General features: G+C 66.2%; 3 protein-coding genes. 2 read left to right on the forward strand and 1 reads right to left on the reverse strand.

Going from position 1 to position 2,896, the window contains the following annotated elements; all coding sequences use genetic code 11:
- Window positions 1–331, reverse strand: a 331-nt coding sequence (locus WA805_RS05285) for a rod shape-determining protein (RefSeq protein ID WP_425240170.1), incomplete at its 3' end; no start/stop codon positions are given.
- A 330-nt stretch (window positions 332–661) separates the two neighbouring features.
- On the opposite strand from WA805_RS05285, the gene WA805_RS05290 reads away from it, so the two are divergent.
- Both WA805_RS05290 and WA805_RS05295 read left to right on the forward strand, forming a co-directional pair.
- Complete coding sequence (locus tag WA805_RS05290; protein WP_422276611.1) at window positions 662–1,123, forward strand: STAS domain-containing protein; 462 nt, start codon at window positions 662–664, stop codon at window positions 1,121–1,123.
- 127 nt (window positions 1,124–1,250) lie between these two features.
- Window positions 1,251–2,896, forward strand: a 1,646-nt coding sequence (locus WA805_RS05295; RefSeq protein WP_425241784.1) for an AMP-binding protein, incomplete at its 3' end; no start/stop codon positions are given.

Raw genomic sequence — 2,896 nt, forward strand, 5'->3', positions numbered from 1 at the left:
CCACCCAGGTGGCGCCGCTCGGCACGCAGACCAGCGCGCGCGGCCGCAGCAGCCCGTTGCGCGGCCGGGCCTTGCGCAGGAAGCCGTGCAGCATTGCCGCCGTCGCCTCCAGGTCGGCGATCACGCCGTCGCGCAACGGGTGGAGAACCTTGATGTCTTGCGGCTCTTTGTCGGAGAGCACATCGGCGGCGGCGCCAATTGCCGTCACCGACCCAGTGGTCGAATCGATAGCGATCGCGGACGGTTCCTCGAGCACCAGCCCGCGGCCCTCGACCCAGACGAGCGTGTTGACCGTGCCTAGGTCGATCGCCACGCTGCCCCGGATGCGCATCCTTGCTCACCCCTTGTCCCGTCCAGGCGCACAACACCCCAGTTGCGCAGGGATACCAGTATGCCGGGAAAGTGCCCGTTGCTGTGACCAGGAGTGCCCAGTGGTTCACCTAGGGAATTAGCTGCCGAAAGAGAGAACCATTCGGGCGGTTCAGACGTATTACTCAGTAACTAGCCGGGCCGCCATCAGCTTCGCGTCCTTCACTGGTGGTGCGGGCACATCCCAGGCACCGGGCGGCAGGCGCCGGGAGACGTGTTGAGATATGACGAAATTCTACGACGTTGCTGTATCGGGGAGCTGGCTTCACTAGCATGTAGGAGGGGAAATCTGATGATCCGCGCGAGCCGTGTCGAGGAGGACCGTGCTGCGCTTGACCGGGGGAGTAACGAGAAGGTGGCGGCAACCATCGACATTGCAGACGCCATGCAACTAGAGCTTGCCCACGAAGTGACCACCGACGGCAAGGCGACCGTTCAGCTACGGGGTGAGCTGGACATCGCGACCGCGGACCGGGCGTTCGCCTATCTCTGCGACGTCGTGGACAGCCAGCAGGGTCCGGTCACCGTGGACCTGGCCGACCTGACCTTCTGCGACGCGGCCGGGCTCGGGGTGCTCGCCCGCGTGGCGGGGCACGCCCGGCGCTCCGGCCATTCCGTCGAGCTCGCCGCCGCCCGCCCCTCACTGCTGCGGATCATGCACATCACCGGAATGGAAGAAACCTTTCCCGAGGTCGGCACTCCGGCACTCACGATGATCGCCTGGCCACGCCAGGCCACCGTTAGCCCCGGCTGACAGTCGTAAACGATCAAGTCTCTCCGCTCCCCGTGGTGGCGGGCGCTGCCGCGCGTTAAATTGGTTTTTGCGCCCAACATGACAAGTGGCAACGCCGCCAGGCGAAGGGATGCGAGGGACATAACAGATGGCTGACGATCTGAACGACGTGACTGACGACGAGACGAACGAATCCTCCGAGGCACAGATCGCGGTGCACTGGCGCGAGGAAAACTATTACGACCCGCCGGCCGCGCTCACCGCACAGGCGAATGCCTCCGATCCTGCCATCCGTGACCAGTTCACCGAAGACAAGTTCCCGGACTGCTTCACTGCCTATGCTGACCTTCTGACCTGGTACAAGCCCTGGGACACGGTCCTCGACACGTCCACCGCGCCGTTCTGGAAGTGGTTCGTCGGCGGTGAGCTGAACGCCTCGTACAACTGCGTCGACCGGCACGTGGAGACCCATCCGAACAAGGCGGCCCTCATCTGGCTCCCCGAGCCAGAAAGCGAGGCGCACCAGGCGATCACCTACCGGGAGCTGTACGTCCGGGTCAACGAGTTCGCCGCCGTGCTCAAGGAACTGGGGCTCAAGGCAGGCGACCGGATCACGTTCCACATGCCGATGGTGCCGGAACTGCCGGTCGCGATGCTGGCCGCCGCCCGGCTCGGCGTCGTTCACTCGCAGGTCTTCGCCGGGTTCTCCGGGACGGCGGCCGGGCACCGGATCGCCGACTCCGGCTCAACCGTGCTCGTCACGATGGACGGCTACTACCGCAGCGGTGACCTGCTCGACCACAAGGTCAAGGCCGACGAGGCTGTCGAGGCCGCGGCCAAGGAGGGCCAGCAGGTCGACAAGGTTCTCGTCTTCCGCCGCTACCCCGGCCAGTACTCGGCCAAGACCCCGATGGTCGAGGGGCGGGACGTCTTCGTTGACGACCTGCTGGCCGCGCACAAGGGCGAGATCGTCGAGCCGGCGCGGCTGGCGGCAACGGACCCGCTGTTCCTGATGTACACGTCCGGCACGACGGGCCGCCCGAAGGGCTGCCAGCACTCCATCGGCGGTTACATGTCGTACGTGGCCGGGACGTCCAAGTACTACCAGGACATCCACCCGGACGACACCTACTGGTGCATGGCGGACATCGGCTGGATCACCGGGCACTCCTACATCGTCTACGGGCCGCTCGCCCTCGGCACCACGAGCGTGATGTACGAAGGCACCCCGAACTACCCGGACGCCGGCCGGCCGTGGCGCATCGCCCAGCAGCTCGGGGTTAACATCTTCCACACCTCGCCCACCGCGATCAGGATGCTGCGCAAGGTGGGACCGGACGAGCCCGCCAAGTACAACTACCACTTCAAGACCATGACGACGGTCGGCGAGCCGATCGAGCCCGAGGTGTGGCGCTGGTACTACGCGACCGTCGGCAAGGGCGAGGCGGCCATCACCGACACCTGGTGGCAGACCGAGACCGGCGGCTTCCTCGGCTCGACGCTCCCCGGCATCGACAAGATGAAGCCGGGCAGCTGCGGGCCCGCGGCGCTCGGCATCTATCCCGTCATCCTCGACGAGGACAGCAACGAGGTGCCGAGGGGCAGCGGCAAGGCGGGCAACATCTGCATCCGCGCCCCATGGCCGGGCGTGTTCCAGACGATCTGGGGCCAGCCGGAGCGGTTCGTCTCGACGTACTACGCCAAGTACAACAGGGACCCGGAGTCCAAGGACTGGCACGACTGGCCGTACTTCGCCGGCGACGGCGCCCTCGAGGCGGCCGACGGCTACTTCCG

The sequence above is a fragment of the Trebonia sp. genome (genome assembly GCF_049794275.1).
Taxonomy (GTDB): domain Bacteria; phylum Actinomycetota; class Actinomycetes; order Streptosporangiales; family Streptosporangiaceae; genus Trebonia.

Bases quoted from the DNA above. Each gene is read 5' to 3' on its own strand.
- WA805_RS05290 (WP_422276611.1), top strand. From the start codon at position 662: ATGATCCGCGCGAGCCGTGTCGAGGAGGACCGTGCTGCGCTTGACCGG.